Source organism: Pseudomonas sp. BS-2016, from assembly GCF_001806145.1.
Classification (GTDB): Bacteria; Pseudomonadota; Gammaproteobacteria; order Pseudomonadales; family Pseudomonadaceae; genus Aquipseudomonas; species Aquipseudomonas lundensis.
On record NZ_MLCT01000013.1, the window covers coordinates 548,182 to 575,145 of the forward strand.

24 protein-coding genes and 1 pseudogene are annotated in these 26,964 nt (G+C 60.8%); 18 read left to right on the forward strand and 7 right to left on the reverse strand.

The window, feature by feature from the left end; genetic code table 11:
* The first annotated feature begins 261 nt into the window (after positions 1-261).
* Both BKD70_RS24085 and BKD70_RS04590 read left to right on the forward strand, forming a co-directional pair.
* Positions 262-1,335, forward strand: a complete 1,074-nt coding sequence (locus BKD70_RS24085; protein WP_080960256.1) for an RHS repeat-associated core domain-containing protein — start codon at positions 262-264, stop codon at positions 1,333-1,335.
* A 352-nt stretch (positions 1,336-1,687) separates the two neighbouring features.
* Entirely contained in the window at positions 1,688-2,791 is a 1,104-nt protein-coding gene (locus BKD70_RS04590) for a GlxA family transcriptional regulator (protein ID WP_047278161.1), read from the forward strand.
* A 23-nt stretch (positions 2,792-2,814) separates the two neighbouring features.
* Here the strand turns inward: BKD70_RS04590 and BKD70_RS04595 are convergent, their stop codons facing one another.
* Both BKD70_RS04595 and BKD70_RS04600 read right to left on the reverse strand, forming a co-directional pair.
* Positions 2,815-3,063, reverse strand: a complete 249-nt coding sequence (locus BKD70_RS04595) for a hypothetical protein (protein WP_047278159.1) — start codon at positions 3,061-3,063, stop codon at positions 2,815-2,817.
* Between the two features lie 111 nt (positions 3,064-3,174).
* Positions 3,175-3,591, reverse strand: a complete 417-nt coding sequence (locus BKD70_RS04600) for a DUF3010 family protein (RefSeq protein WP_047278158.1) — start codon at positions 3,589-3,591, stop codon at positions 3,175-3,177.
* A 164-nt stretch (positions 3,592-3,755) separates the two neighbouring features.
* Here BKD70_RS04600 and BKD70_RS04605 point away from each other — a divergent pair, with 164 nt between their 5' ends.
* A complete protein-coding gene (locus BKD70_RS04605) occupies positions 3,756-4,076 on the forward strand; it encodes a hypothetical protein (RefSeq protein ID WP_047278156.1) in 321 nt (106 codons plus the stop codon).
* A 56-nt stretch (positions 4,077-4,132) separates the two neighbouring features.
* On the opposite strand, the gene BKD70_RS04610 is transcribed toward BKD70_RS04605, so the two are convergent.
* Entirely contained in the window at positions 4,133-4,534 is a 402-nt protein-coding gene (locus tag BKD70_RS04610) for a lysozyme inhibitor LprI family protein (protein ID WP_047278154.1), read from the reverse strand.
* A 228-nt stretch (positions 4,535-4,762) separates the two neighbouring features.
* Between BKD70_RS04610 and BKD70_RS04615 the strand changes: the two genes are divergently transcribed.
* The 7 genes from BKD70_RS04615 (at position 4,763) to BKD70_RS04645 (ending at position 13,629) form a co-directional block, all read left to right on the forward strand.
* Complete coding sequence (locus BKD70_RS04615) at positions 4,763-5,740, forward strand: dipeptidase (protein ID WP_047278152.1); 978 nt, start codon at positions 4,763-4,765, stop codon at positions 5,738-5,740.
* Between the two features lie 81 nt (positions 5,741-5,821).
* Positions 5,822-6,352 carry a DUF5943 domain-containing protein gene (locus BKD70_RS04620; protein ID WP_047278151.1) on the forward strand — a complete coding sequence of 177 codons (531 nt, stop codon included), beginning with the start codon at positions 5,822-5,824 and terminating at the stop codon, positions 6,350-6,352.
* A gap of 15 nt (positions 6,353-6,367) precedes the next feature.
* A complete protein-coding gene (dgcA, locus tag BKD70_RS04625; protein WP_047278149.1) occupies positions 6,368-8,428 on the forward strand; it encodes a dimethylglycine demethylation protein DgcA in 2,061 nt (686 codons plus the stop codon).
* 105 nt (positions 8,429-8,533) lie between these two features.
* The gene (gene dgcB, locus BKD70_RS04630) at positions 8,534-10,477 is read left to right on the forward strand and encodes a dimethylglycine demethylation protein DgcB (protein ID WP_047278147.1); all 1,944 of its coding nucleotides are present in this window, start codon (positions 8,534-8,536) and stop codon (positions 10,475-10,477) included.
* Positions 10,474-11,685 carry an electron transfer flavoprotein subunit alpha/FixB family protein gene (locus BKD70_RS04635; RefSeq protein WP_047278145.1) on the forward strand — a complete coding sequence of 404 codons (1,212 nt, stop codon included), beginning with the start codon at positions 10,474-10,476 and terminating at the stop codon, positions 11,683-11,685. Before dgcB ends, BKD70_RS04635 begins: the two co-directional genes overlap by 4 nt.
* Before the next feature lie 73 nt (positions 11,686-11,758).
* Positions 11,759-12,529, forward strand: a complete 771-nt coding sequence (locus BKD70_RS04640; RefSeq protein ID WP_047278143.1) for an electron transfer flavoprotein subunit beta — start codon at positions 11,759-11,761, stop codon at positions 12,527-12,529.
* 524 nt (positions 12,530-13,053) lie between these two features.
* Positions 13,054-13,629: a GNAT family N-acetyltransferase gene (locus BKD70_RS04645; protein WP_047278141.1), complete on the forward strand. Its 576-nt coding sequence runs from the start codon at positions 13,054-13,056 to the stop codon at positions 13,627-13,629.
* Between the two features lie 63 nt (positions 13,630-13,692).
* Here BKD70_RS04645 and gbcA read toward each other — a convergent pair whose 3' ends face one another.
* Complete coding sequence (gene gbcA, locus BKD70_RS04650; protein ID WP_047278139.1) at positions 13,693-14,985, reverse strand: glycine-betaine demethylase subunit GbcA; 1,293 nt, start codon at positions 14,983-14,985, stop codon at positions 13,693-13,695.
* Positions 14,986-15,254: 269 nt separating this feature from the next.
* On the opposite strand from gbcA, the gene gbcB reads away from it, so the two are divergent.
* A complete protein-coding gene (gbcB, locus tag BKD70_RS04655; protein ID WP_047278136.1) occupies positions 15,255-16,355 on the forward strand; it encodes a glycine-betaine demethylase subunit GbcB in 1,101 nt (366 codons plus the stop codon).
* A gap of 48 nt (positions 16,356-16,403) precedes the next feature.
* On the opposite strand, the gene BKD70_RS25600 is transcribed toward gbcB, so the two are convergent.
* Positions 16,404-17,276, reverse strand: a complete 873-nt coding sequence (locus BKD70_RS25600) for a methyl-accepting chemotaxis protein (protein WP_371057938.1) — start codon at positions 17,274-17,276, stop codon at positions 16,404-16,406.
* Positions 17,259-18,098: pseudogene (locus BKD70_RS25605) on the reverse strand (MCP four helix bundle domain-containing protein); the annotation flags it as partial. The pseudogene BKD70_RS25605 and the gene BKD70_RS25600, both read right to left, overlap by 18 nt.
* 211 nt (positions 18,099-18,309) lie before the next feature.
* Here BKD70_RS25605 and BKD70_RS04665 point away from each other — a divergent pair.
* The gene (locus BKD70_RS04665) at positions 18,310-18,540 is read left to right on the forward strand and encodes a hypothetical protein (protein WP_047278131.1); all 231 of its coding nucleotides are present in this window, start codon (positions 18,310-18,312) and stop codon (positions 18,538-18,540) included.
* The gene (locus BKD70_RS04670) at positions 18,537-18,839 is read left to right on the forward strand and encodes a cell division protein ZapA (protein WP_047278128.1); all 303 of its coding nucleotides are present in this window, start codon (positions 18,537-18,539) and stop codon (positions 18,837-18,839) included. Before BKD70_RS04665 ends, BKD70_RS04670 begins: the two co-directional genes overlap by 4 nt.
* A gap of 165 nt (positions 18,840-19,004) precedes the next feature.
* Here the strand turns inward: BKD70_RS04670 and BKD70_RS04675 are convergent, their stop codons facing one another.
* Entirely contained in the window at positions 19,005-20,045 is a 1,041-nt protein-coding gene (locus BKD70_RS04675) for a low specificity L-threonine aldolase (RefSeq protein ID WP_047278126.1), read from the reverse strand.
* A 301-nt stretch (positions 20,046-20,346) separates the two neighbouring features.
* On the opposite strand from BKD70_RS04675, the gene glyA reads away from it, so the two are divergent.
* The 5 genes from glyA to BKD70_RS04700 are packed head-to-tail and all read left to right on the forward strand — an operon-like array spanning position 20,347 to position 26,881.
* On the forward strand, positions 20,347-21,600 hold the full coding sequence (gene glyA / locus BKD70_RS04680) for a serine hydroxymethyltransferase (protein ID WP_047278124.1): 1,254 nt from the start codon (positions 20,347-20,349) through the stop codon (positions 21,598-21,600).
* Between the two features lie 22 nt (positions 21,601-21,622).
* Positions 21,623-22,873, forward strand: a complete 1,251-nt coding sequence (locus BKD70_RS04685) for a sarcosine oxidase subunit beta family protein (protein ID WP_047278122.1) — start codon at positions 21,623-21,625, stop codon at positions 22,871-22,873.
* Positions 22,874-22,887: 14 nt separating this feature from the next.
* Positions 22,888-23,223, forward strand: coding sequence for a sarcosine oxidase subunit delta (locus tag BKD70_RS04690; protein ID WP_047278120.1), 336 nt, complete (start codon positions 22,888-22,890; stop codon positions 23,221-23,223).
* Entirely contained in the window at positions 23,220-26,237 is a 3,018-nt protein-coding gene (locus BKD70_RS04695) for a sarcosine oxidase subunit alpha (RefSeq protein WP_047278118.1), read from the forward strand. The genes BKD70_RS04690 and BKD70_RS04695 overlap by 4 nt, the downstream gene beginning before the upstream one ends.
* An 11-nt stretch (positions 26,238-26,248) precedes the next feature.
* The gene (locus tag BKD70_RS04700; protein ID WP_047279162.1) at positions 26,249-26,881 is read left to right on the forward strand and encodes a sarcosine oxidase subunit gamma; all 633 of its coding nucleotides are present in this window, start codon (positions 26,249-26,251) and stop codon (positions 26,879-26,881) included.
* The last annotated feature ends 83 nt before the right edge of the window (positions 26,882-26,964 follow it).

Here is a 26,964-nt window from a genome sequence, read left to right on the forward strand (position 1 = left end):
TGGCGCCTTGCGCCAAACTCATACATCGGGCTACTAAACCCGGTCGCTGATTTGGCAGCGACCGGGCGAGACTAGACCCCGAATGTGAGCGGCGCAAGCGAGCGGGATTTTCTCGGAAGTTTCCTCGGAATGAAAGGGAGGCGTCGTACGAATCGCCTGATTTCACCCGCCAGTTACCCCCGCCAACCTGTCAACGTTGCCAGTAGTCAACGTGGGCGAGCGAGCGCAATTTGACGGTATCCCTGAGCCGAGCCTAAGCCGATGGCAACCTACCATTATCACTACGACCCCCTCGACCGATTGATCCAAACGGCGGGTATTCAACGCTTCTACAATCAATCGCGAATGACGACGGAGCTTGAGGGCACGCAGAGTTATAGCGTGTTCCAACAGGACGGGCGGTTATTGGCTCAAAGGCGACGTGACCGTACGAAAGATGAGTGCCACTTATTGGGCACGGATTTACAGCAATCGGTGTTGCACGCAGTGGGTGCCGATAAACATCACTCGATGGCTTATAACGCTTACGGCCATCGCCCGGCAGAAAATGGATTAATCAGTCTATTGGGGTTTAATGGCGAGCGTGCTGACCCCGTGACCGGGCATTATTTATTGGGCAATGGGTATCGGGCGTTTAATCCGGTATTGATGCGGTTTAATAGTCCTGACAGTTGGAGCCCATTTGGGCGGGGCGGGATTAATAGTTATGGGTATTGTGATGGGGATCCAGTTGGCCGAGAGGATCGAAGTGGGCATATTTCTTTTATGGTGAAACTGAGCAAAGGGTTTACACCAATTGGAAAAGGCTTTTTTTCAAAAAAAATTCCAGATTCAAAAAAATTTACCGAATTTTATGAACTTAAGGAAATTGCTCCTGGTGTCGCGGCAGCGAAAGAAACGAGAAAGGGTGGAACTTCTCGACTGACGATACATGCGCATGGTGGTGCTGGGTATATTGCTGCAAAAAATTCGATATTACATGGGGCCAACAGCATAGCCAAGCTTCTGGATGAGGCGGGCTATAAAGGTTACTCATCAATCAGGCTGCTGTCTTGCCATTCTGCTGATGGGGGGGCAACCTCACTTGGGCAAAAATTATCTAATATTACGGGGTTGCCAGTTAAAGGGTACATAGGACCGGTACATGATTTTTATGGCCCCAAAAGATTAATAAAAAGTTTTAGGCAGCTTGAAGGCAAGGACGTTGTCTGGGATGACAGTTTTTTTGTACCGAGAAAAGAGGTGCTGGTCAAAACGAAAGAGCAAGTTCTTGATTCTCGGTGGAAGTTTCTTGGCTATGAACCCGTTAGTTTCAACCCTATTAGAGACTCTTGAGGCGCGGGCATGGCGCTTCTTTCCAGTGCGTACTGACTCTTTTGAGAGCATTAAAGGAAACCTGTGAGGTCGGTGACACTGCCTGTCGGGGTTGTTCCCAGGATTTGCCCTAAGTGCTACCGATGTGCGCAATGTTGGTGCAAGCACGGTGACGTGCCAGTTGATCAGGCGATAACCCCACTGGCTCGGCCTCCCACCCAGCCCCATTGCGACGTCGTTTTCAGGCTTTATTGAATGCCTATTCAAGTTTAGGCATGGCATTTGCGTTGTCTTCGCCAAGCCCCCAGCCAAGTGGGCAATAACAAGAGCCTGCGCCTGGGCCATTCTCTGCATTGTGTGAGGAGATACTGCGATGACGTCGTTCAACTCCGGGGCTCAACCCCAGAACCGTGCGCCTCAATCCATCGGCTTTTTGCTGCTGGACAATTTCACGCTCATTTCCCTGGCCTCCGCGATAGAGCCCTTGCGCATGGCCAATCAGTTGTCCGGCCGCGAGTTGTATCGCTGGTCCACGCTTACCGCCGATGGCAGCCAGGTGTGGGCCAGTGACGGCCTGCAAGTCACGCCCGATGCCAGCATGCACAAGGCCCCGGCGCTGGACATGGTGATTGTGTGCGGCGGTATCGGTATTCAACGCACTGTTACCCGCGAACACGTTTCATGGTTGCAAAGTCAGGCGCGTCAGTCCCGCCGGTTGGGCGCGGTGTGCACCGGCAGTTGGGCGCTGGCGTACGCCGGTTTGCTAGACGGGTTTGATTGCAGCGTGCATTGGGAGTGCCTGGCGTCGATGCAGGAAGCCTTCCCGCGGGTGTCGATGAGCACCCGTTTGTTCACCTTGGACCGTTGCCGGTTTACCAGCTCGGGCGGCACGGCGCCGCTGGACATGATGCTGCACCTGATCAGCCGCGATCATGGCCGCGAGTTGTCGGCGGCGATTTCCGAGATGTTTGTCTACGAGCGTATTCGCAACGAGCAAGACCACCAGCGCGTGCCGCTCAAGCACATGCTCGGCACCAATCAGCCCAAGTTGCAGGAAATCGTGGCGTTGATGGAGGCCAACCTTGAGGAGCCCATCGACCTTGACGAGCTGGCCGAGTACGTGACGGTGTCGCGTCGCCAACTGGAGCGGCTGTTCCAGAAATACCTGCATTGTTCGCCGTCGCGTTATTACCTCAAGCTGCGGCTGGTCCGGGCCCGGCAACTGCTCAAGCAAACGCCGATGTCGATCATCGAAGTGGCGGCGGTGTGCGGGTTTGTGTCAACGCCGCACTTTTCGAAATGTTACCGCGAGTATTTTGGCATTCCGCCGCGCGATGAGCGCGTAGGCTCCAACACCGCGCAACAGACCACGTTGGTGCCGATCCCGCAGTCGTTGCTGCTCAGCCCGCTGGCGGGGCCGCTGTCGGCGTTGAACCAAGCGCGCAATGAATCGACGTTTGCCAGCGTGCGGCTGTAACCGCACGCCTGGGTCGGGGGCAATCAGGTGCGTTTGAAACGCACCAGCCCCGGTAGCAGTTGTTGGTCGATGGCTTGGCGCACCGCTGGCAAGAGTGTGGCGTTGCCGGTGTAGAGTTTTTCGACCATCTGTTTGAGTGCCTGCGCGCCGGTTTCACTCAAACCGCACACCGCGCTCTTGCAGGCCTGCTCCGCGCTGCCCGACACCTCAAAGCCCAGCGAGCGCAACTGGTTGACCAGGTCCACTTCATCAATCAAGTCTGCGTGCATCATAGTTTTTTATCCTTCTGCAGGGCATGAACGTGAAGTGAGTCTGGTCGTGCTCGTGGCAATGGGCAAGCGCACGTTGACCGGATGTCTGGTTTGCCTAAAAGCAGGTCGTTTTCAGGCTTTTAACAAGGCGGCGCACGCTGTTTTGTAAGCGTCATGTTGGTATTTGTTGAGCGACGCAGGCAGGTCGAACGCGTGTTTTTTGAATTGCGCGGTCAGGGTTTGCGGCGAGAGCAATTGCACGTCGCAGTGGTCCAGCAACTGGATGATGCCCTCGATCTTGAACGTGGTCGGGCCACCGGCAAACTCGCCTTTTTTACTCCTTTTTTTGATGGCAATGCGCGTGATGGCGTGGGTGTCCACGAAGGCCGCGATCGAGGCAGCAAATGCTTTGACATGAGCGGCGTTTTCATCGTCGTCCAGGGCAATCTTTTTAGTGGCAATGGCCACGTGCTCCAGACCGTGGGCGCCTTGGGTGGCCACGGCGAAAATGGCTTCACTGCCTTTGATATCAATGCCGCAAATAGTCATAAAAAACCTGTGTTGAGTGAGTGACGTGAACCAGTCGTCGAGTCTGTTATTTCTGACAGTATTTTAGGGGGCCGTATTCACGGATAAGTGCTGGGCAGTGCGTGAGTGTCAGCGTGCACGTTGTACTCCCTGATGTATTAACTCAACACAAAGGATGTAGTGACATGAGTGCTAAAAAACAAAATCTGCCAGCGCCTACCGTTCAAAACTCTCAAAATATTGAACTGAAGGAAATTTCCATAAAAGGCAATGGAACCCACGTGAATGTGGTCGTCTCTGGCCTGCCCGGCAACACCAAGTTGACGGCCAACTTCAAGGTCGGCACCCATGATCGGCATGTGAGTGGCACCACGAGCGGCACAACGCCACTGAGGCTACGTCTGGAATCAGGCTGGTACAGCCAATTTTCAGGTCAAACGGCAACTGTGACGTACACGACCGACCAAGGCACTTCAGATGCACTGAGCATCAAGATTGTTGATTAAGGTGCTCGCGACAGCCCCCCGCCTTTACGCGCCAGCCAAGGCGGTAGCTGTCGCATTCATTCCTGCCCAATCGATTCCAAAAACTCCGAGCGGTCATCGCTGACGCGGGCAATGCAGTCGTTCTGCGCAATGTTGAACGCCTCGGTGCCTGCCGTGGCCGGGAACACGGCAACCGCGCAATCGGCGTCGCGCTGGTGCAACCACAACGATTGGGCGGTTTTGATTTTGCTGGTGATGTTGTTGAGTTGGGTCGGGTTGCTGCCATACAACGAGGTCATGCGGGCTTGCAGGGCTTCGTAGTTATCGGTCAGCAACTGCTCGGCAGCGTTGCGGCTGAACACCGAACACGCCAGGGTTTGCTGGTCGTTTTCGACCGCGTCACAGGGGTTGAAGTCGGCATCATCGGCCGCGTATGCGCCGCTTGTGATCAACGCCAAGGCCAGGAGAATCGATTTCATTGCGCCTTCCTAATCCAGAGTTGGGACCGATTCTGGCTGAACCGCCCCCCAAATAACAGTCAGGCAGCATAGGCCATCAAGCGGCGGCGATGCGCTTTGTCGTGGATTGACGCTTTCGGCAATCGCGCTGTCGCTTTTGCACCCGGCCGCTTTTAACCCCCGGCCTATGCTGGCCCCACAGCGCCGGCAGACGATTCGGCGCCGCAATCGCCACCAAGGGGACGCCTGATGAGCCCAGCCGAGTTGCACGCCGACAGCATCGTTATCGACGGGCTGATCATTGCCAAATGGAGCCGCGACCTGTTCGAAGACATGCGCAAGGGGGGCCTGACGGCGGCCAACTGCACCGTGTCCGTGTGGGAAGGGTTTCAGGCGACGATCAATAACATCGTCGCCAGCCAGACGCTGATCCGCGAGAACAGTGACCTGGTCATCCCGGTCAAGACCACGGCCGACATCCGCCGCGCCAAGGAGCAGGGCAAGACCGGGATCATTTTCGGCTTCCAGAACGCCCATGCGTTCGAAGACCAACTGGGCTATATCGAGATCTTCAAGCAGCTCGGCGTCGGCGTGGTGCAGCTGTGCTACAACACGCAGAACCTGGTGGGCACCGGTTGCTACGAACGCGATGGCGGGCTGTCGGGGTTCGGGCATGAAGTGGTGGCCGAAATGAACCGCGCCGGCATCCTGTGCGACTTGTCCCATGTGGGCGCCAAAACCTCTGAAGAGGTGATCCTGGCTTCCACCAAACCGGTCTGCTATTCGCACTGCTTGCCGTCCGGTCTTAAAGAACACCCGCGCAATAAATCCGACGCAGAACTCAAGTTCATTGCCGACCATGGCGGCTTTGTCGGCGTGACCATGTTCGCGCCGTTTTTGGCCAAGGGCATCGACTCGACCATCGACGATTACGCCGAGGCCATCGAATACACCCTCAACCTCGTGGGCGAAGACGCCATCGGGATTGGCACCGACTTTACCCAGGGCCATGGGCAGGATTTTTTCGAAATGCTGACCCACGACAAAGGCTACGCCCGGCGCCTGACCCGCTTCGGCGAAATCATCAACCCGCTGGGCATCCGCACCGTGGGCGAGTTCCCCAACCTCACCGAAACACTGCTCAAGCGCGGCCACAGCGAACGCCTGGTGCGCAAGATCATGGGGGAAAACTGGGTCAACGTGCTCAAGGACGTGTGGGGCGAGTGACGCGCGCTCACACCTGCTGCGCTCACCGGTAAAGGCGCCAGCGCCACGCAACACTGTGAATCAATTTCTGGAGTGGTACCCATGGCTAAAATCGCCCCGCAACTGCCCATCGAAGTCGACAGCGAAACCGGCGTCTGGACCTCCGACGCCTTGCCGATGCTGTACGTGCCGCGCCACTTTTTCGTCAACAACCACCGGGGCATCGAGGACGTGCTGGGGGCCGATGCGTACGCCGAGATTCTCTACAAGGCCGGTTACACATCCGCCTGGCATTGGTGCGAAAAAGAAGCCCAATGCCACGGCCTTGAAGGCGTCGCGGTGTTCGAGCACTACATGAAACGCCTGTCGCAGCGCGGCTGGGGGCTGTTCAACATCCAGGCCATTGACCTCGACGCGGGGACGGCCACGGTCACGCTCCAACACTCGTGCTTTGTGTACGTGTACGGCAAGGTCGGGCGCAAGGTCGACTACATGTTCACCGGTTGGTTTGCCGGGGCGATGGACCAGATTCTGCACGCGCGGGGCAGTCAGTTACGCACCGTGGCCGAGCAGGTCTACAGCGGATCGCAAGAAGGCCACGACCACGGCCTGTTTACCGTCAAGCCGTTGTAAGTCGAGGATCGGGATATGGCGTTCGAAGCGATGTTTGAGCCGATTCAAATCGGCAAGTTGACCATCCGTAACCGTGTGCTCAGCACGGCCCATGCCGAGGTGTATGCCACCGACGGCGGCATGACCACCGAGCGCTACGTGCAGTACTACGAAGAAAAGGCCAAGGGCGGCATCGGGCTGGCCATTTGTGGCGGTTCATCGGTGGTGGCCATCGACAGCCCGCAAGAGTGGTGGAGTTCGGTCAACCTGAGCACCGACCGCATCATCCCGCACTTTCAGAACCTGGCCGATGCGATGCACAAGCACGGCGCCAAAATCATGATCCAGATCACCCACATGGGCCGTCGCTCGCGGTGGGACGGTTTTAACTGGCCGACCCTGATGTCGCCGTCAGGCGTGCGCGAACCGGTGCACCGCGCCACCTGCAAAACCATCGAACCCGAAGAAATCTGGCGCATCATCGGCAACTACGCCAGCGCCGCGGGCCGGGCCAAGGCAGGTGGGCTGGACGGCGTGGAACTGTCGGCGGTGCACCAGCACATGATCGACCAGTTCTGGAGCCCGCGCGTCAACAAACGCACCGACGAATGGGGCGGCAGTTTTGAAAACCGCATGCGTTTTGGCCTTGAAGTGCTCAAAGCGGTGCGTGCCGAAGTCGGCCCGGATTTTTGTGTGGGCATTCGCCTGTGCGGCGACGAGTTTCACCCCGATGGCCTGAGCCATGAGGACATGAAGCAGATTGCAAAGTATTACGACGACACCGGCATGCTGGATTTCATCGGCGTGGTCGGCTCGGGCTGCGACACCCACAACACGCTGGCCAACGTCATCCCGAACATGAGCTACCCGCCTGAGCCGTTCCTGCACCTGGCGGCGGGCATCAAGGAGGTGGTCAAGGCGCCGGTGCTGCACGCACAAAACATCAAAGACCCGACCCAGGCCACGCGCATCCTGGAAGGCGGTTATGTGGACATGGTCGGCATGACCCGTGCCCACATCGCTGACCCGCACCTGATCGCCAAAATCAAAATGGGCCAGGTCGATCAGATCAAACAATGCGTGGGTGCCAACTACTGCATCGACCGTCAGTACCAGGGGCTGGACGTGCTGTGCATCCAGAACGCCGCCACCTCCCGTGAATACATGGGCGTGCCGCACCTCATCCAGAAGTCCACCGGCCCCAAACGCAGCGTGGTGATTGTGGGCGCTGGCCCTGCGGGCATGGAAGCCGCGCGGGTGGCGGCCGAACGCGGGCACCACGTGACCCTGTTTGAAAAACGCGAGGCCATGGGCGGGCAAATCAGCCTGGCCGCCAAAGCCCCGCAGCGTGACCAGATGGCCGGCATCACGCGTTGGTTTCAACTGGAACTGGCGCGCCTGAACGTAGACGTGCGGCTCGGAACGGCGGCCGATGAGGCCACGATTTTAGACCTGCGCCCTGACATCGTGGTGCTGGCTGTGGGCGGGCACGCGTATGTGGAACAGAACGAACACTGGGGCGCCGCCCAAGGGTTGGTGGTCAGCAGTTGGGACATCCTGGACGGCAAGGTGGCGCCGGGTAAAAACGTGCTGGTGTACGACACCATTTGCGAATTCACGGGCATGTCGGTGGCCGACTTCTTGGCCGAGAAAGGCGCGCAGGTCGAGATCGTCACCGACGACATCAAACCCGGCGTGGCGATAGGCGGCACCTCGTTCCCCACCTACTACCGCAGCCTGTACCCCAAAGAAGTCATCATGACCGGCGACATGATGCTGGAGCAGGTGTACCGCGAAGGCGACACGCTGATTGCCGTGCTGGAAAACGAATACACCGGGGCCCGGGAAGAGCGCGTGCTGGACCAGGTGGTGGTGGAAAACGGCGTGCGCCCGGACGAAGCGTTGTACTACGCACTCAAGCCCGGTTCGCGCAATAAAGGGCAGATAGACGTTGAAGCGTTGTTCGCGATCCAGCCGCAGCCGTGCCTGAGCGAGGCGGGTGACGGGTACTTGTTGTTCCGCATTGGCGACTGCGTGGCGCAACGCAACGTGCATGCGGCGATCTATGACGCGCTCAGGTTGTGCAAGGACTTCTGAGGTAAACCCCGGCATAGCGGCCATACACCGTACCGCCGCCTTTCCCGGCGGGAGAGGGCTGGGGTGAGGGCCTGTGTTTAAACCGACTGTTGATGGGAGCCACCCATGCTGACTATTGTTCTTCCCATCCTGATCTTCGCGGCACTGGGCCTGACCCTCATTGGCGCGTTTCGGCGAATCCACCTCTGGCGTCAGGGCCGCCCGTCCCGCGTCGATCTGCTGGGCGGCCTGCTGGCCATGCCCAAGCGCTACATGAACGACCTGCACCACGTCGTGGCCCGCGACCGCTACATGGCCAACACCCACGTGGCCACGGCGGGCGGCTTTGTGCTGGCGGCGGTGCTGGCGATTCTGGTTCATGGGGTGGGCGTGCATCAGCGCGTCCTCGCCTACGCCTTGCTGTGTGCCACGGCGCTGATGGGTGTGGGGGCGCTGTTTGTCTTCAAACGTCGCCTCAACCCGCCGAGCCGTCTGTCCAAAGGCCCGTGGATGCGCCTGCCGAAAAGCCTGCTGGTGTTTGCCGCGAGTTTTTTCATCCTGACCCTGCCCGTGGCGGGGGTGTTGCCTGAAGGCTTTGGGGGCTGGTCGCTGGCCGCGCTGTTGGTTGTGGGCGTGGTCTGGGGCGTGGGCGAATTGTTCTTCGGCATGACCTGGGGCGGGCCGATGAAGCATGCGTTTGCTGGCGCCTTGCACCTGGCCTGGCACCGCCGCCCCGAGCGATTTGGCGGCGGGCGCTCCACCGGTTTGAAAGCCCTGGACCTGACCGATCGCCGCGCCCCTTTGGGCGTAGAAAAACCTGAAGACTTCACCTGGAACCAGCTCCTGGGGTTTGACGCCTGTGTGCAATGCGGCAAGTGCGAAGCCGCGTGCCCGGCCTTTGCGGCAGGCCAGCCGCTGAACCCGAAGAAGTTGATTCAAGACATGGTGGTGGGCATGGCGGGGGGCACCGATGCTCACTTTGCGGGCAGCCCTTACCCCGGCAAGCCCCTCGGTGAGCACGGGGGCACTGCGCATCAGCCCATCGTCAACGGCCTGGTGGACGCTGACACGTTGTGGTCTTGCACCACGTGCCGAGCCTGTGTCGAAGAGTGCCCGATGATGATCGAGCACGTGGACGCCATCGTCGACATGCGGCGCTTTCTCACGCTGGAGAAAGGCGCCACGCCCAATACCGGTGCGCAGGTGCTGGACAACCTGATCGCCACGGACAACCCCGGCGGGTTCGCACCGGGCGGGCGCATGAACTGGGCCGCCGATTTGAACCTGCCGCTGATGCGCGACAAGCGTTCGGCGCACGTGCTGTTTTGGGTCGGTGACGGCGCGTTCGACATGCGCAATCAACGCACCCTGCGCGCTTTTGTCAGCGTCCTGAAGGCGGCGGGTGTTGATTTCGCCGTCCTGGGGCTTGAAGAACGCGACAGTGGCGACGTGGCCCGGCGTCTGGGCGACGAAGCCACGTTTCAAGCGTTGGCCACGCGCAATATCCAGATCCTGGCGCAATACGCCTTCAGCCGCATCGTCACCTGCGACCCCCACAGCTTTCACGTGTTGAAAAACGAATACGGCGCCTTGGGCGGTGATTACCGGGTGCAGCACCACAGCACCTACATGGCCGAGTTGATCGAGGGCGGGCTGCTTGAGCTTAAACCGGACACCGGAGGCCGCGTGACCTACCACGACCCGTGTTACCTGGGCCGCTACAACGGCGAATACGAGGCCCCGCGTCAGGTGCTGCGTGCACTGGGGCTTGAGGTTCAGGAAATGCAACGTTCGGGGTTCCGTTCCCGCTGTTGCGGCGGCGGGGGCGGGGCGCCGATTACCGACATCCCCGGCTCACAGCGCATCCCCGACATGCGCATGGCCGACATCCGCGAAACCGGCGTCGAACGGGTGGCCGTGGGCTGCCCGCAATGCACGGCCATGCTCGAAGGCGTGGTCGCGCCGCGCCCGCAGATCAAAGACCTGGCCGAACTGGTGGCCGATGCATTGGTGGAGCCAGCTACAGCGCCCGGCCTCGCGAAGCACAACACCCAGGAGGTGATCGCATGAGTGACGTGCTTCGTCGTGACCCGCGTGCCGAGTGGATTGCCCGTAATCGTCTGCACCCGCTGCATGCGGCCTTGCAACCGCGACCTGAACGCTGGATGGGGCCCAACGGCGTGCTGCGCAAAAATGTCCACGGCGTGGGGTTTATCGGCCCGCAGGGGCTTAAGCGCATTGACCGCAGTGGCGGCCAGCAAGGCGGGTCGACCCGGCGTGCGGTCAGTGTGCAGGCTCAACGGCCGTTGCATCAGGTGCCGAGTCCTGCGTTCTACATCGCCGTCGTGCCCGACCTGCCTGGAGGCCGCTTGAGTGCTCACGATCGCGACGTGCTTGGCTTGGCGCATGTCTTGGCAGGCAGCGAAGGCGCGGTGTTGGCCGTGGTATTCGGGGAGCATAAGGAGCGTGCTTTTGCAGAGGCCGGGGTGGATCGATTGCTGATGCTCGACCATCAAGGTTATGCACCGGAGCAGCTAGTGTTGGCGCTCCAGGCTGTGGATAACCAATTTTCCCCCCGGCATTGGGTGTTGCCCGACAGCCGCGAAGGGGGCGGTGAGCGGGGTCGGCGGTTTGCCGCGCGCATCGGTGAGCGCCCTGCAACTCGGGTCTGGCAGGTCAAGGACGGTCTGTGCATCGGCCGTGCGGGCGCGGGTGTGCAAGACCTGCAACAACCCGTGCCCCGGTTGATTTTGGCGGCGGCCGAATGCGCCGATGCGGTGAGCGAGACCCGCCACCAAGCGCTGGCTGTTGAGTTATCCACACCCGTTGTCGCCAACGTGCCGCGCATAGAAGACTTGGGGCCGGTTGAAGTCGATCCGTCGGTGATCCCGATGGCTGAAGCGCCGTTCATTCTCAGTGGCGGCAATGGGGTCAAAGACTGGGGGCTTTTCCACAGGACCGCTGCGGCGTTGGGCGCCACTGAAGGTGCCTCCCGGGTGGCCGTGGACGCAGGCTTTATGGCGCGTGAGCGGCAAGTTGGCGCCAGCGGCACCTGGGTGACCGCCCGCGTGTATGTGGCGGTCGGGATCAGTGGCGCCATTCAGCACCTGCAAGGCATGGGGGCGTGCGACAAAGTCGTGGCGATCAACCTCGATCCGGCGTGCGACATGATCAAACGCGCCGACTTGTCGGTGATTGGGGATGCGGCGTTAGTGCTTGAGGCGTTGCTGGCGGCTGTGGATAAGTGGCGGCAAGACAACGTGCGGGATGCAGCTTAACCGCGCCCACACCCCCAACCCTCTCCCTCTGCGAGCGGGCCAGGGTGAGGGCTTTTGATTTGGAGCGTGATTCATGACCATCCCCACCGTCGTATTGGTATCCATCGGTATCCACCCCGCCTCACAGCGCCCACGCCGCGCCGAACAAGATGCCCGCGCGGTAGAAATGGGCCTGCAACTGGCCGGCGATGACCTGCACGTGCTGCACGCGGGCAACCCCCATGAGCCCGCATTGCGCGCGTATCTGGGCATGGGGCTGGCGCAGTTGCAGGTGCTCGAACAACCCCCACAGGCCGATGCCGTGCCCGTGCTGCGCGACTATCTGCGTGAGGCGGGTGTGCAGTTGGTGCTCACCGGCAATCAGGCAGAAACCGGCGAGGGCTCCGGCATGCTCCCCTACCTGCTGGCCGAGCAACTGGGCTGGCCGCTGGTGGTAGGGGTGGCGCAGATCGAGTCTGTCCACGACGGCGTGGCCAGTGTGTTGCAAGCCTTGCCCCGTGGGCAGCGTCGACGCCTGCACGTGCGCTTGCCCTTTCTGGCCACTGTGGATAACGCCGCGCCCATTGGCCGACAAAGCGCTTATGGCCCGGCCATGCGGGGGGAGATCCACGCGCAAGACGTTGAGGTGGTTGACGATCAGTTATCCACAGCAGCCACGTTATCCCCTGCCAAGCCCCGACCCAAACGCCTCAAGGTGATCAAGGCCAAGAGCGGCGCCGACCGCATGAAAGCCGCGACAGCCAAGGCCGCAGGCGGCAGCGGACGCGTCCTCAGCGGGGTGAGTGCTGAAGAAGGCGCGCAAGCGATTTTGACGTTGCTGATCGAAGAAGGGGTGGTGCGGTGAGACTTGCCCACAAAGTCTGTTAGCGCTTGTGTGGATAACATGTTCGCTATCCGCTGCAAGCCATGCAGAACGTGGCTTGCAGGGTTTTGATCAAAAAATAGCCAAATACCGGTTTTATCCACGGCTCGCTCGCTAAAGCCTTGAATCGTGGCGCTTTCAAGGGCTTTTCCACAGCGGCAGGCACCGTGCATAAGTTGCGCACATTCTCTGTTGGCGGATGTGTGGATAACGTGTTCGCTTTCCGCTGTAGGCCACGCAGGACGTGGCGTGCAGGGTTTTGTACAAAAATTGATCAGTGGGCGCTGGGTGGATGAGGTGTCAACTTCCCCACAATTGCTGTGGGTGTGCCTGTGGATAACGTGTTCGTGCTTGGCTACGCGCCTTTGTAGGCACGGGGTGCGTGCGCTTGATCAAATAATGATCACTGGATGGAAATACCTCGTTATACATAGCCTGCAAGCAGGCGTTGTGACAGCCCCCGTCGCGGGCTAAAAAGCCTATCCATCCCGGCGTAAGAGGCACCCATGACTGTTTTATTCAGACCGGCTCAGCGTGGCGACGCCCGCGAGATTGCACGTTTCTTCCAGATCACCTCGGAAGGCGGGGCGGATTACATCTGGAGCCTGATTGCACAACCCGGCGAGGACTTGCTGGAGGTGGGGGCGGCGCGTTACGCCCGTGAGGGGGTGAATTTTTCGTATGAGAACTGCCTGATCGCGGAGCACCAAGGGCGCGTGATCGGCATGATGCACAGCTACGTGATGCGCCACGACCCGCACGCCGAGCCGGTGACTGACCCGGTGTTGGCGCCCTATGCCGACATGGAAATACCGGACACGCTCTACATTTCAAGCCTGGCGCTGGACGAGGGCTGGCGCAATCAGGGGTTGGGGACGACCTTTCTCCAAGCGGCCCAGGCGCGTTGTGACGCACTGGGGCTCGATGGCCTGAGCCTGATCGATTACGCCGCCAATACCGGGGCTCGACGATTTTATGAGCGCCACGGCTTTCACATTGTCAAAACCTGCCAGATCACCCCTCATCCGCTGTTTCGCGTGACCGGGCAGGCCTATCTGATGAGCAGGCCCGTGACCCGGTAACGCTGGCTTGGGCCGGGTCGATCGCCTCAGCGACACGTGCGCCGAGGCGATCGACGGCGGGCGTCAGGGCGCGCTCACTTCTTTAAGGTAGGGCGCAGGCGCGGCACCGAGGTTGCTGAGCATGCGCTCGCTGTACCAGTCCACGAAGTTGATCACGCCAAATTCGTACGTTTTGGAGTATGGCCCCGGCTGATAAGCGGTGGAGTTGATCCCGCGCTGATTTTCTTCGGCCAGTCGCCGGTCCTGATCGTTGGTGGCGTCCCACACGGTGCGCATGCGCTGCACGTCGTAGTCCACACCTTCGACGGCCTCCTTGTGCACCAGCCATTTGGTGGTGACCACGGTCTCCTGCGCGCTGATCGGCCAGACCGTGAACACAATGATGTGGTCGCCCATGCAGTGGTTCCACGAATGCGGCAGGTGCAGGATGCGCATTGAACCCAAGTCCGGGTTTTTGATGCGGCCCATGAGTTTTGCACAGCCTTGTTTGCCATCCAGCGTCATCGACACCGTGCCCTTGAGCAGGGGCATGCGCACGATGCGGTTGCGCAGGCCAAAGCTTTGGTGGGCATAGGGGATGTGTTCGGCATCCCACGCAGCGGCCGAGGCGGCAACGTGGTCCTTGAACGCCTGATCGGCGCGCGGGTCGGTGACGTCGTCCCATTCCAGCAAGGTTTTGAGCAGTTCCGGGTGCGAGGCGTTGCAGTGGTAACACTCGCGGTTGTTTTCCAGCACCAGTTTCCAGTTGGCTTTCTCCACCAGCGTGGTCTGGATCGCCACTTTGGTGTTTTCCATGTCGTAGGGTTCCATGTAGTGATCGAGCGTGGCGAGGAACTCATCAATGGCCGGCGGGTGCTCGGCCAGGCTGATAAAGACGTAACCGCCCGCGGTTTTCACGTTCACCGGTTTGAGGCCGTACTGCTTCATGTCGAAGTCAGCGCCCATTTCAGTGCCGGCAAACAGCAGGCGCCCATCCAGCTCGTAGGTCCACTGGTGGTAATGGCACACCAGCTTGGCGACTTTGCCTTTCTCGCTGGTACACAGCCTGGACCCCCGGTGGCGGCACACGTTATGAAAGGCATGCACCTGGCCTTCGGCGCCGCGAATCACGATGATCGGGTTGTTGCCCACTTGCAGGGTCAGGAAGTTGCCCTTGCTCGGGATCTCGCAGGTCATGCCTGCGATCAGCCATTCCTTCTGAAAAATCTCCTGCATGTCGATGGCGAATAACCGCTCATCGTTGTAGAACGGCTGGGGCAGGGAAAACGTCCGTTCGCGGGTGTGCAACATTTCGGCGGTGGCCTTGCGTGCGGGTTCCAGTGGATCGCCCAGGCTCAGGGTTGCGGTGACGTCCATCGTGTGGTCCTCATGGCCATGGGAGGCGGCCTTCAAGTGGCGGGTCAAGGGTGCGACGCAAGGTGAAGCCAATGGCGCTGAGTGTGCGTTTCAAGCGCGCGGCGGCCCTGTCTGTGAGCGACATGGCCCAATCTGTTCCCGACGCCCGGGCGCCCGTTTTCAGGGGCTGGTCGCGATAAGCATGTGAATGTCGCGAATAGATAAATGGCGCTCACGGCGCATGCGCAAAATCGCCAGCAAGAGGCCGGCAGTCGGCCGTGGAGAAGCGCATGTCCAACAGCTTTCTGAACCCGGTAACCACCCAGACCTGGGCCAACGGCCGCCACACCGTTCGCTGCGTGAAAGTGATTCAGGAAACCTGGGACGTGCGCACGTTCTGTTTTATGGCCGACCAGCCGATCCTGTTCTTTTTCAAGCCGGGGCAGTTCGTGACACTGGAACTGGACATCGACGGCGAGCAAGTGATGCGCTCGTACACCATCTCCAGCTCACCCTCGGTGCCGTACAGTTTTTCCGTCACCATCAAGCGCGTCCCCGGCGGGCGGGTGTCCAACTGGCTGCATGACACCTTGCAGGAAGGTCAGGAGCTGGCCGTGCATGGCCCGGTGGGTCTGTTCAACGCCATCGATGCGCCGAGCCCCAAAGTGCTGTACCTCAGTGGCGGGGTGGGCATTACCCCGGTGATGTCGATGGCGCGCTGGTTTTACGACACCAATGCCAATGTCGACATGGTGTTTATCCACAGCGCCCGGTCCCCCAAAGACATCATTTACCACCGCGAGCTGGAGCACATGGCCTCGCGCATCGACAACTTCAGCCTGCACCTGATCTGCGAAAAGCACGGCCTGGGCGAACCCTGGGCGGGGTATCGCGGGTATTTGAATCACAAAATGCTGGAACTGATGGCCCCTGATTTTCTGGAGCGCGAAGTGTTCTGCTGCGGCCCCACACCGTACATGACGGCGGTCAAACGGTTGCTCGAAGCCAGCGGGTTTGACATGAGCCGTTACCACGAAGAGTCATTCGGCGCGACGCCGCCCGGCGTGCGGGCCGATGCGCAAGAGCAGGCCGAGCAGGCGGCCGATGCCCCCGAACTGGACGCGTCCGAGCTTAATCAGGTGGAGTTCACGGCGTCGGGCAAGAGCATCCGCGTGGGCCCGGCGGAAACCGTGCATGCGGCGGCGGCCAAGTTGGGGCTGATGATTCCCAAGGCATGCGGGATGGGGATCTGCGGGACGTGCAAAGTGTTGAAGCTGGGCGGGAACGTGGAGATGGAGCACAACGGCGGCATTACCGATGAAGACGTGGCCGAAGGCTACATCCTGTCGTGTTGCAGTGTGCCGAAGGGGGATGTGCGGATCGAGTTTTAGGGTGGCTAGGCCCCTCTCCCTTTGGGTGAGGGGCTTTTGACGTCTGGCTTACAAGCTGAAGCGCGAAACCATGCTGTTCAGGTCTACCGCCAAGCGCGACAGCTCATTGCTCGCCGAGCTGGTCTGGCTGGCACCCGTCGCTGATTGCACCGACAAGTCGCGGATGTTGACCAGGTTGCGGTCCACTTCGCGGGCCACTTGGGCCTGTTCTTCGGCGGCGCTGGCAATCACCAGGTTGCGCTCGTTGATTTCCACAATCGCCGTGTTGATGGTGTCCAGCGCCAGGCCCGCGCCTTTGGCTATGTTGAGCGTCGATTCGGCGCGCTCGGTGCTGTTGCGCATCGAGTCCACGGCCTGTTCGGTGCCGCCCTGAATGCTGCCAATCATGCGTTCAATTTCGCTGGTCGACTGCTGCGTGCGATGTGCCAGTGCCCGCACTTCGTCCGCCACGACCGCAAACCCGCGGCCCGCTTCACCGGCACGCGCCGCTTCGATGGCCGCGTTCAAGGCCAGCAGGTTGGTCTGATCGGCCAGGCCGCGAATCACGTCCAGTACTTTGCCAATGTCCCGCGATTCAGCGGCCAAGTTGCCAATCAGGGTCGCGGTGCTCTGCACATCGCCACTCATGCGTTCGATGGCGCTGACGGTTTCGAGTACCAGGTCGCGGCCATCACCGGCCGATGCGGTCGCGTTTTTCGAGGCTTCGGAGGTGCTGACAGCGTTACGTGCCACTTCTTCCACGGCGCTGGTCATTTCGTTGACGGCCGTTGCGGCTTGCTCGATCTCGTTGTTCTGCTGGGTCAGGCCTTTGGCGCTTTCGTCCGTGACGCAGTTCAGCTCTTCAGCCGCAGACGCCAATTGCGTGGCCGAGCCCGAAATGCGTTGCAGGGTGTCACGCAGCTTGCCTTGCATCTTGGCCATGGCCTGCAACAGACGGCCCGCTTCATCGCTGCCATCGACCTTGATCGGGCGAGTGAGGTTGCCTTCGGCAATCGCTTCGGCCGCCTCAAGCGCCTGCGCAATGGGCTGGGTGATGCTGCGGGTCAGGAGCAGGGCGCAGGCGATGGTCAGCGCAGTGGCCAGTAACAGCAAGAACACCACCAGCTTGATCGCCGCCGAATACATGTCGCTGGCACGCTGATTGGCTTCAGTGATTTGCTGGCCATTAATGCGCATCAGGTTGTTGAGTTCTTTGTTGATCGCTTCGGAGTTTTCCAGCAGTTCGGTGTTGAGCAGTTCGCGCAATTGATCGACCTGGTCATTGCGCGAGTAGTTGCGCATGCGGTCTTGCAGTTGCCCGTATTGACCCATCAGTTGTTTGTAACGATCGTACACCGCTTGCTCTTGAGGGCTGCTGATGTACTTCTCGTATTGCGTTTCGGCCGTACGGATCTCTTGATTGCGCAGGTCCAGCAGTTCCATGGTTTTTTGCTGAACGTCGGGCTCACGGTTAATCAGCAAGCGGTACGACAGCACGCGCAGGCGCAACGCCAGTTGGGTGAACTCATCCAGGTTCTGGATGCTCGGCACGCTCGTGGTGCTGATGTCCTCGGCCGCAGAGCGGATCTGGCCCATCTGGAGCAGTGCGCCAGCCCCCAGAATCAGCATCAGTGTGCCGATCAGCGCAAAGCCTAAAAAGGCGCGCGGAGCGATATTCATATTGCGTAAAGACATGATGTTTCCTGAGGGATGAGGCGCGTTCCGTGCGACGTCAATGCGAGGTGTATATGACCTATCGGTCATAAGACTAAAGTCTTGAATGCCGTCCGCGAAATTGTTGCGCCGCAGGCTTTGCCGACCGGGGGCGGGAACCTAGTTGGCCTGCCACAGTCTTTAGGGGGCTAAATGAACGGCGCCCCTAGCTAAATCGGGCCTTTGGGCCTGAATAACCCTGGCTTAGAAGGTGACTTTTCTTTATCGTACGCGCCCTCTGAAACTGCTTGAGATCTTCCCCATGATTGAGTCATCCCTTAGCAAACTTGAACAACTGGTCAGCGACCTGGTTCAGCAAAAGCAAGAACTGCTGGACGCCAACTCTCAGCTGACGGCTGAACTGGCCCAGGCCAAAGACGAAAACGAAAGCCTGCAACTGAGCCTGATGGAACAGGAAGAGAAGCAAGGCGCCACCGCAGCACGCATTCAGGCACTGGTTGAGCGCGCGAGCGTGAGCCCTGTCAACGCATGAGCGTGGACAGAGACGGTGTAAATGTCGTCTCGATTCTGGGTAACGACTACACGATCAAGGCACCTGAAGGGGAACAACAAACCCTGATGGCCGCCACCGTGATGTTGAAAGCCGCCCTGGCCGAAACGAAACGCAAGTACCCGAGCCTGATCGGGGACAAACTGTTGGTGCTGGCAGCCTTGAATCTGTGTTCGCAACAGATCGAACTGCAACTGAGCCACAAACAGGAGCTCGACCGTTATCAAGAGCAAGTCAGCGCCACGGTCGACGTGATAGAGCGAACACTCGGGCAATCCTGATGATTCGCCATGTTGTGCACAGCGCGCGTAACCCCTGAGCATGCAGGTGAGGGTTACGTCGCTGAACGCAGCCTCGCGGCACCCGTCCACGACCACAGGCATGACTTGATCCTGTAGCCGTCCCGAGACACGAGGCTGCGATCGATTGCGCCGCAGCCGCGGCGCTTATCCCGCCATCACTTCCCGAATATCCGCCGCCAGCTCCCGTACGCGGGCTTCTTCTGTGTCCCACGAGCACATGAAGCGGGCGCCGCCTTTGCCGATGAAGGTATAGAAGCGCCAGCCCTTGGCGGTCAGTGCCGCTACCGCCGGTTCCGACAGTTGCAGGAACACGCCATTGGCCTGCACCGGGAACATCAGTTCAACCCCGTCAATGTCACTCACCAGTTCACTGAGCAATTGCGCGCAGTGGTTGGCGTGTTTGGCGTGTTTGAGCCAGGCGCCGTTTTCCAGCAAGCCGACCCACGGCGCCGACAAAAAGCGCATCTTCGAAGCCAGTTGCCCGGCCTGTTTGCAGCGGTAATCGAAGTCCACCGCCAGGTCGTGGTCGAAAAACAGGATCGCTTCGCCCACCGCCATGCCGTTTTTGGTCCCGCCAAAACACAGCACGTCCACGCCCGCTTTCCACGACAGCTCGGCCGGGGTGCAGCCCAGGTAGGCGCAGGCATTGGAGAAACGCGCGCCGTCCATGTGCAGCAACAGGCCGAGTTCTTTGCAGGTGGCGCTGATGGCGCGGATTTCTTCCGGGCTGTAGACACTGCCCACTTCAGTGGCCTGGGTGATGGTCACCACGCGAGGCTTGGGGTAGTGGATGTCTTTGCGCTTGAGGGCGATCTCGCGGATGGATTCGGGGGTGATCTTGCCGTTTTCAGTGCGGGCGATCAGCAGTTTGGAGCCGTTGGAGAAGAACTCCGGGGCGCCGCATTCGTCAGTTTCGACGTGGGCCGTTTCGGAGCAGATGACGCTGTGGAAACTTTGGCACAACGCCGACAGCGCCAGCGAGTTGGCCGCCGTGCCGTTGAAGGCGAAGTACACCTCGCAGTCGGTTTCGAACAGTTTGCGAAAGTCGTCCGCCGCGCGCAGGGTCCATTGGTCATCGCCATAGGAACGCTGGTGGCCGTGATTGGCCTTTTCCATCGCAGACCAGACTTCGGGGCAGATACCGGAGTAGTTGTCGCTGGCGAATTGTTGGCTCTTGTCAGTCATTTCCCGGTTCCATGGTCAAAGTTGTCGTGCACTTTAGCCAAGAAATCTGCGGGTGCACAGGCACTGCTTAAGTCGCGGAAATCTCTTACGCCCAAACCGGCGAATGACCGGTCTGGCTTGTAGGAGCACGCCTGCCTTGCACGGTGCGTCGCGGGTTCGCCAGGCAATCTCACCGGCATGTCGTAAACGCACCACTGCGTGGCGCGCGTGGGCATTTGATCGCCCCGCGCCGGCCCTACCATCGGTCTCACAGGGCAAGCCCTCATCCAGACCAATGGCGCGCTGGCGCCGGGAGAACGCGATGTTCAGCAAGCAGGATCAGATACAGGGGTACGACGACGCCTTGTTAGCGGCCATGAATGCCGAAGATCAGCGTCAGGAAGATCACATCGAACTCATCGCGTCCGAAAACTACACCAGCCAGCGCGTCATGCAGGCCCAAGGCAGCGGCCTGACCAACAAGTATGCCGAGGGCTATCCGGGCAAGCGGTACTACGGTGGCTGCCAGCATGTGGATAAAGTCGAGCAATTGGCCATCGACCGCGCCAAGCAACTGTTCGGCGCCGATTACGCCAATGTTCAGCCGCACTCAGGCAGCCAGGCCAACGCGGCGGTCTACCTGGCCTTGCTCAATGCCGGTGACACCGTGCTGGGCATGAGTCTGGCCCATGGTGGCCACTTGACCCACGGCGCCAGTGTGAGTTTTTCCGGCAAGCTCTATCACGCCGTGCAGTACGGCATCGACACCGCGACCGGGTTGATTGACTACGACGACGTGGAGCGGCTGGCCGTCGAGCACCAGCCCAAAATGATCATTGCCGGTTTTTCGGCTTACTCCAAAACCCTGGATTTTCCACGCTTTCGTGAGATTGCGGACAAGGTGGGCGCGTACCTGTTTGTCGACATGGCCCACGTCGCCGGGCTGGTGGCCGCAGGCTTATACCCCAACCCGGTGCCGTACGCCGACGTGGTGACCACCACCACCCACAAAACCCTGCGCGGGCCACGGGGCGGGCTGATTCTGGCCCGTGGCAATGAAGCCCTGGAGAAAAAACTCAATGCCGCCGTGTTCCCCGGCGGGCAGGGCGGGCCGCTGATGCACGTGATTGCGGCCAAGGCCGTGTGCTTCAAGGAAGCCTTGGAGCCTGCGTTCACCACCTATCAACAGCACGTGATCGACAACGCTCAGGCGATGGCCGAGGTGTTTATCAAACGCGGCTATGACGTCGTGTCCGGTGGTACGGACAACCATTTGTTTCTGGTCAGCCTGATCCGTCAGGGCTTGACCGGCAAAGACGCCGATGCCGCGCTGGGCCGCGCCCACATCACCGTCAACAAGAACGCAGTGCCCAATGACCCGCAGTCGCCGTTCGTGACCTCGGGGTTGCGCATCGGCACCCCGGCGGTCACCACCCGCGGTTTCAAAGTGGCGCAATGCACCGAGCTGGCTGGCTGGATCTGCGACATCCTCGATCACCTCGGCGATGCCGACATTGAGGCGGACGTGGCGCGGCAAGTGACGGCGCTGTGCAAAGACTTCCCGGTTTATCGCTGAGCGCGGTTTTGGAGTAGATCCTATGCAACGGTATTCAGGCTTCGGCCTCTTCAAGCACTCCCTCAGCCACCACGAAAACTGGCAGAAGATGTGGCGCACACCGACGCCGAAAAAGGTCTACGACGTGGTCATCGTCGGGGGCGGCGGGCACGGGTTGGCCACTGCGTATTACTTGGCCAAGGCACACGGCATCACCAATGTGGCCGTGGTCGAGAAAGGCTGGCTGGGGGGCGGCAATACAGCGCGTAACACCACCATCGTGCGTTCCAACTATTTGTGGGACGAGTCGGCGCACTTGTATGAACACGCGATGAAACTCTGGGAAGGCCTGTCCCAGGACCTCAACTACAACGTCATGTTCTCCCAGCGCGGCGTCTACAACCTGTGCCATACCCTGCAAGACATGCGCGACTCGGAACGCCGGGTCAGCGCCAACCGCCTCAATGGCGTGGACGGCGAACTGCTCAACACGCAGCAGGTGGCCGATGAAATCCCGTACCTGGATTGCTCAAAAAACACCCGCTACCCGATCCTGGGCGCCACCGTGCAACGTCGCGGCGGCGTGGCGCGTCACGACGCCGTGGCCTGGGGCTTTGCCCGGGCAGCCGATGCGTTGGGCGTGGACTTGATTCAACAAACCGAAGTGCTGGGCTTTCGCAAGGAAAACGGCGTGTGCATCGGCGTCGAAACCAGCAAAGGCTTTATCGGCGCCAAGCGCGTGGGCGTGGTCACGGCGGGCAATTCGGGGCACATGGCGCGTCAGGCCGGGTTCCGCCTGCCCATCGAGTCGCACCCGCTGCAAGCGCTGGTGTCCGAGCCGATCAAGCCGATTATCGACAGCGTCATCATGTCCAACGCTGTCCACGGCTACATCAGCCAGTCCGACAAAGGCGACCTGGTGATCGGCGCGGGGATTGACGGCTGGGTCGGCTACGGCCAGCGCGGCTCCTACCCGGTGATCGAGCACACGATCCAGGCGATTGTGGAAATGTTCCCGGTGTTGTCCCGCGTGCGCATGAACCGCCAGTGGGGCGGCATCGTCGACACCACGCCCGACGCGTGCCCGATCATCTCCAAAACCCCGGTGCCCAACCTGTTTTTCAACTGCGGCTGGGGCACGGGCGGCTTCAAGGCTACCCCAGGCTCGGGCAACGTGTTTGCCGCCAGTCTGGCCAAGGGCGAGATGCACCCGCTGGCCGCCCCGTTTTCCCTTGAGCGCTTCCACAACGGCGCGCTGATCGACGAACACGGCGCTGCTGCCGTCGCTCACTAACAGGAGAAAGACCTATGTTGCATATCTTCTGTCCCCACTGCGGCGAGTTGCGCTCTGAAGAAGAGTTCCACGCCTCAGGGCAAGCACACATCCCGCGCCCGCTGGACCCCAATAGCTGCACCGATGCCGAGTGGGGCGATTACCTGTTCTTTCGCGACAACCCGCGCGGCCTGCACCACGAGTTGTGGAACCACGTGGCCGGGTGCCGTCAGTTTTTCAACGCGACCCGCAACACCGTGACGTACGAAATTCTTGAGACCTACCGCATCGGCAGCCAGCCGCAGTTCACTGAACAGTCGCCTGCGCCAGCCCCGACAACGGCCCCCCGCGAGCTGGGAGAAAAGGTATGAGCCAGACCCATCGCTTGGCCCATGGCGGCCGTGTTGATCGCACGCGCGTGCTGACCTTCACCTTTAACGGGCACACCTACACCGGTTACGAAGGCGACAGCCTGGCGGCCGCGTTGTTGGCCAATGGCGTACACATCATCGGCCGCAGTTTCAAATATTCCCGGCCACGGGGCATCTATGCCGCAGGCGCCGAAGAGCCCAATGCCGTGCTGCAAATCGGGGCGACCGAGGCCACGCAAATCCCTAACGTGCGCGCCACACAACAAGCGCTGTACCAAGGGCTGGTGGCCACCAGCACCAACGGCTGGCCCAACGTCAACACCGACATGATGGGCATCTTGGGCAAGGTGGGCGGCAAGCTGATGCCGCCGGGGTTCTACTACAAAACCTTCATGTACCCGAAGTCGTTCTGGATGACCTACGAGAAGTACATCCGCAAGGCGGCCGGGTTGGGCCGTTCACCGACGCAAAACGACCCCGACACCTACGACTACATGAACCGTCACTGTGACGTACTGATTGTCGGCGCCGGGCCTGCCGGGCTGGCGGCAGCGCTGGCGGCGGCGCGCAGTGGCGCCCGGGTGATCGTGGCCGATGAACAGGAAGAGTTCGGTGGCAGCCTGCTCGACAGCCGCGAAAGCCTGGACGGCAAACCGGCCATGGACTGGGTCGCCAGCGTGGTGGCCGAGCTGCGCGGCATGCCGGACGTGGTGTTGCTGCCACGGGCCACCGTCAACGGTTATCACGACCACAACTTTCTGACGATTCACGAACGCCTGACCGACCACCTGGGCGACCGCGCGCCGATTGGCCTGGTGCGTCAACGCATCCACCGGGTGCGTGCCAAACGTGTGGTGCTGGCCACGGGCGCCTGCGAACGGCCATTGGTGTATGGCAACAACGACGTACCGGGCAACATGCTGGCCGGTGCGGTGTCCACCTATGTGCGGCGTTACGGCGTGGCGCCGGGGCGCACGTTGCTGCTGAGCACCAATAACGATCATGCCTATCGCGTGGCGCTGGACTGGCTCGACGCCAGCCTGCCAGTGGTGGCCATTGCCGATGCCCGCAGCAACCCGCGCGGCGCGCTGGTGGAAGAAGCCCGCGCCAAGGGCATCCGCATTCTGACCGGCAGCGCCGTGATTGAAGCCCGTGGCAGCAAACACGTGACCGGTGCCCGGGTGGCGGCGATCGACCTCAACACCCACCGCGTCACCAGCCCCGGCGAACTGCTCGATTGCGACCTGATTGCCACCTCGGGCGGCTACAGCCCGGTGGTGCACTTGGCGTCGCACTTGGGCGGCAAACCGGTCTGGCGCGAAGACATCCTCGGGTTTGTGCCCGGTGACGCACCGCAAAAACGTGTGTGCGTGGGCGGGATCAATGGCGTCTATCGCTTGGGCGACTGCCTGGCGGACGGCTTTGAAGGCGGCGTGCGTGCGGCCTGTGAAGCCGGGTTCAACGCCGTGGAAGGCGTGTTGCCCAAAGCCCTCAATCATCACCAGGAACCCACGCTGGCGCTGTTTCACGTGCCCCACGAAAAAGGCACGGCACGGGCGCCGAAACAATTTGTCGACCTGCAAAACGACGTCACGGCGGCTGCCATCGAACTGGCCACCCGCGAAGGGTTTGAGTCGGTCGAGCACGTCAAACGCTACACCGCGCTGGGGTTTGGCACCGATCAGGGCAAGCTCGGCAACGTCAACGGGCTGGCCATTGCGGCGCGTTCGTTGAACGTCAGCATCCCGCAAATGGGCACCACCATGTTCCGCCCCAACTACACGCCCGTGACCTTTGGCGCGGTGGCGGGGCGTCATTGCGGGCACATTTTCGAGCCCGTGCGCTACACCGCATTGCAGGCGTGGCACGTCAAACAGGGCGCAGCGTTTGAAGACGTCGGGCAGTGGAAGCGGCCGTGGTACTTCCCGCGTCCCGGTGAAGACCTGCACGCAGCCGTCAAGCGCGAGTGCCAGGCCGTGCGTGACAGCGTCGGCATGCTGGATGCCTCGACCCTGGGCAAAATTGACATTCAGGGGCCGGACGCGCGGGAATTCCTCAACCGCATCTACACCAACGCCTGGACCAAACTGGACGTGGGCAAGGCGCGCTACGGGCTGATGTGCAAAGAAGACGGCATGGTCTTCGACGACGGCGTGACCGCCTGCCTGGCCGACAACCATTTCGTGATGACCACCACCACGGGCGGCGCGGCGCGGGTGCTGCAATGGCTGGAGCTGTACCAGCAGACCGAATGGCCGGAGCTGAAGGTGTACTTCACCTCGGTCACCGACCACTACGCGACCCTGACCTTGTCCGGCCCTAACAGCCGCAAACTGCTGAGCGAAGTGACCGACATCGACCTGGACCGCGACGCCTTCCCGTTCATGAGCTGGAAAGAAGGCCGGGTGGCCGGCGTGCCGGCGCGGGTGTTCCGCATCTCGTTTACTGGCGAATTGTCGTACGAGGTCAACATCCAGGCCGACTACGCCATGGGTGTGCTGGAAGCCATCGTCGAGGCCGGCAAAGCCTACAACCTGACCCCCTACGGCACCGAGACCATGCACGTGTTGCGGGCCGAGAAGGGGTTCATCATCGTCGGCCAGGACACCGACGGCTCCATGACCCCGGATGACCTGAACATGGGCTGGTGCGTGGGTCGCAACAAGCCATTTTCATGGATTGGCTGGCGCGGCATGAACCGCGAAGACTGCGTGCGCGAGGCGCGTAAACAACTGGTGGGGCTCAAGCCGGTGAACCCGACTCAATGGCTGCCGGAAGGTGCACAACTGGTGTTCGACCCCAAGCAGGCGATCCCCATGAGCATGGTCGGCCACGTGACCTCCAGTTACACCTGCGGCTCGCTGGGGTATTCATTCGCCATGGGCGTGGTCAAGGACGGTCTCAAGCGTATGGGTGAACGGGTATTCGCCCCGTTGGCCGATGGCAGCGTGATCGAAGCGGAAATCGTGTCTTCGGTGTTTTTCGACCCCAAAGGCGAACGGCAGAACATTTGATGGGTGATCACATGACTAGCGCAAACGTATACCAACAGCGTCCGGAGTCGGGCGCTAAAGCTGAGTCATCCTTGCACCACGCCCGGTTGTCGGCGCTCATCGGCCAGGGGCGGCAAAACCCCGGCGTCACGGTGCGTGAGAAAAAGCTGCTGGGCCACCTGACCTTGCGTGGCGACGCGCGCGATCCGGCGTTCAGCGAAGGCGTACACCAGGCCCTGGGCCTCGAACTGCCGGTGGCGCTGAGCCTGGTGGCCAGCGGCGAAACGTCCTTGCAATGGATGGGCCCGGACGAATGGCTCCTGATCGTGCCGGGCGGTGAAGAGTTCAAGGTGGAACAGGCGTTGCGCGAGGCGTTGGCGGGTCAGCACATTGCCGTGGTGAACGTCAGCGGCGGGCAACAACTGCTGGAGCTGCGCGGGCCGAACGTGCGCGAGGTGCTGATGAAATCCACCAGCTACGACGTCCACCCTGACAACTTCCCGGTGGGCAAAGCGGTGGGCACGGTGTTTGCGAAATCGCAGCTGGTGATCCGGCATACGGCCGAAGACACGTGGGAACTGCTGATCCGCCGCAGCTTCTCGGATTATTGGTGGCTCTGGTTGCAGGATGCGGCGGCGCAATATGGGTTAAGTGTTGAGGCCTGAGTCGCGGCTGGCCCTCACCCTAAGCCTCTCCCGTTAGGAAAGGGTTAGGGTGAGGGGCTTTTGCTTTTCACATCAGAACACTA

Coding starts and splice junctions, on each gene's coding strand:
- BKD70_RS24085 (WP_080960256.1), top strand. CDS start 262: ATGGCAACCTACCATTATCACTACGACCCCCTCGACCGATTGATCCAA.
- BKD70_RS04590 (WP_047278161.1), top strand. CDS start 1,688: ATGACGTCGTTCAACTCCGGGGCTCAACCCCAGAACCGTGCGCCTCAA.
- BKD70_RS04595 (WP_047278159.1), bottom strand. CDS start 3,063: ATGATGCACGCAGACTTGATTGATGAAGTGGACCTGGTCAACCAGTTG.
- BKD70_RS04600 (WP_047278158.1), bottom strand. CDS start 3,591: ATGACTATTTGCGGCATTGATATCAAAGGCAGTGAAGCCATTTTCGCC.
- BKD70_RS04605 (WP_047278156.1), top strand. CDS start 3,756: ATGAGTGCTAAAAAACAAAATCTGCCAGCGCCTACCGTTCAAAACTCT.
- BKD70_RS04610 (WP_047278154.1), bottom strand. CDS start 4,534: ATGAAATCGATTCTCCTGGCCTTGGCGTTGATCACAAGCGGCGCATAC.
- BKD70_RS04615 (WP_047278152.1), top strand. CDS start 4,763: ATGAGCCCAGCCGAGTTGCACGCCGACAGCATCGTTATCGACGGGCTG.
- BKD70_RS04620 (WP_047278151.1), top strand. CDS start 5,822: ATGGCTAAAATCGCCCCGCAACTGCCCATCGAAGTCGACAGCGAAACC.
- dgcA (WP_047278149.1), top strand. CDS start 6,368: ATGGCGTTCGAAGCGATGTTTGAGCCGATTCAAATCGGCAAGTTGACC.
- dgcB (WP_047278147.1), top strand. CDS start 8,534: ATGCTGACTATTGTTCTTCCCATCCTGATCTTCGCGGCACTGGGCCTG.
- BKD70_RS04635 (WP_047278145.1), top strand. CDS start 10,474: ATGAGTGACGTGCTTCGTCGTGACCCGCGTGCCGAGTGGATTGCCCGT.
- BKD70_RS04640 (WP_047278143.1), top strand. CDS start 11,759: ATGACCATCCCCACCGTCGTATTGGTATCCATCGGTATCCACCCCGCC.
- BKD70_RS04645 (WP_047278141.1), top strand. CDS start 13,054: ATGACTGTTTTATTCAGACCGGCTCAGCGTGGCGACGCCCGCGAGATT.
- gbcA (WP_047278139.1), bottom strand. CDS start 14,985: ATGGACGTCACCGCAACCCTGAGCCTGGGCGATCCACTGGAACCCGCA.
- gbcB (WP_047278136.1), top strand. CDS start 15,255: ATGTCCAACAGCTTTCTGAACCCGGTAACCACCCAGACCTGGGCCAAC.
- BKD70_RS25600 (WP_371057938.1), bottom strand. CDS start 17,276: ATGGCCAAGATGCAAGGCAAGCTGCGTGACACCCTGCAACGCATTTCG.
- BKD70_RS04665 (WP_047278131.1), top strand. CDS start 18,310: ATGATTGAGTCATCCCTTAGCAAACTTGAACAACTGGTCAGCGACCTG.
- BKD70_RS04670 (WP_047278128.1), top strand. CDS start 18,537: ATGAGCGTGGACAGAGACGGTGTAAATGTCGTCTCGATTCTGGGTAAC.
- BKD70_RS04675 (WP_047278126.1), bottom strand. CDS start 20,045: ATGACTGACAAGAGCCAACAATTCGCCAGCGACAACTACTCCGGTATC.
- glyA (WP_047278124.1), top strand. CDS start 20,347: ATGTTCAGCAAGCAGGATCAGATACAGGGGTACGACGACGCCTTGTTA.
- BKD70_RS04685 (WP_047278122.1), top strand. CDS start 21,623: ATGCAACGGTATTCAGGCTTCGGCCTCTTCAAGCACTCCCTCAGCCAC.
- BKD70_RS04690 (WP_047278120.1), top strand. CDS start 22,888: ATGTTGCATATCTTCTGTCCCCACTGCGGCGAGTTGCGCTCTGAAGAA.
- BKD70_RS04695 (WP_047278118.1), top strand. CDS start 23,220: ATGAGCCAGACCCATCGCTTGGCCCATGGCGGCCGTGTTGATCGCACG.
- BKD70_RS04700 (WP_047279162.1), top strand. CDS start 26,249: ATGACTAGCGCAAACGTATACCAACAGCGTCCGGAGTCGGGCGCTAAA.